General features: G+C 45.8%; 1 protein-coding gene. It reads left to right on the top strand.

What is annotated here, in order from left to right:
• The coding region (locus tag D0T85_RS22090) for a hypothetical protein (RefSeq protein WP_163215675.1) at nt 1-330 on the top strand (330 nt) is incomplete at both ends.

Below are 330 nucleotides of genomic sequence, written 5' to 3'. Positions count from 1 at the left end.
TACTGCCGATAGAGAAATAATTCTGTTTTCGCCTGCCGACACCCGTCCCGCAGCCGAATCGGATATCTGGTATTATGCACAGAATGTAGAGTTTGTAGATCAGAACCCCATTGGCAAATCGAGCCGCAGTAACCCGGTTACTTATATCAAGGCTTATGATGAGATTGAGTCTATTCTCCCCCCCAGTCGCTTCGCTTCACTGGGGGTTATTCAAATTTTACCCCAAGGGGTAATTGCTTGTGAACTCTATTCAGGTAATCCCGATTGGACACCGGGTATAAATACACTTTATCAAATGCCCGACCGCCTTTATGCGATTAAAGACGACTT

Origin of the sequence: Bacteroides sp. 519, assembly GCF_010500955.1 — a bacterium.
Lineage (GTDB): Bacteria > Bacteroidota > Bacteroidia > Bacteroidales > Bacteroidaceae > Bacteroides.
The sequence above is the reverse complement of the archived record's forward strand: the minus strand, read 5'-3'. Positions and strand labels throughout refer to the sequence as shown.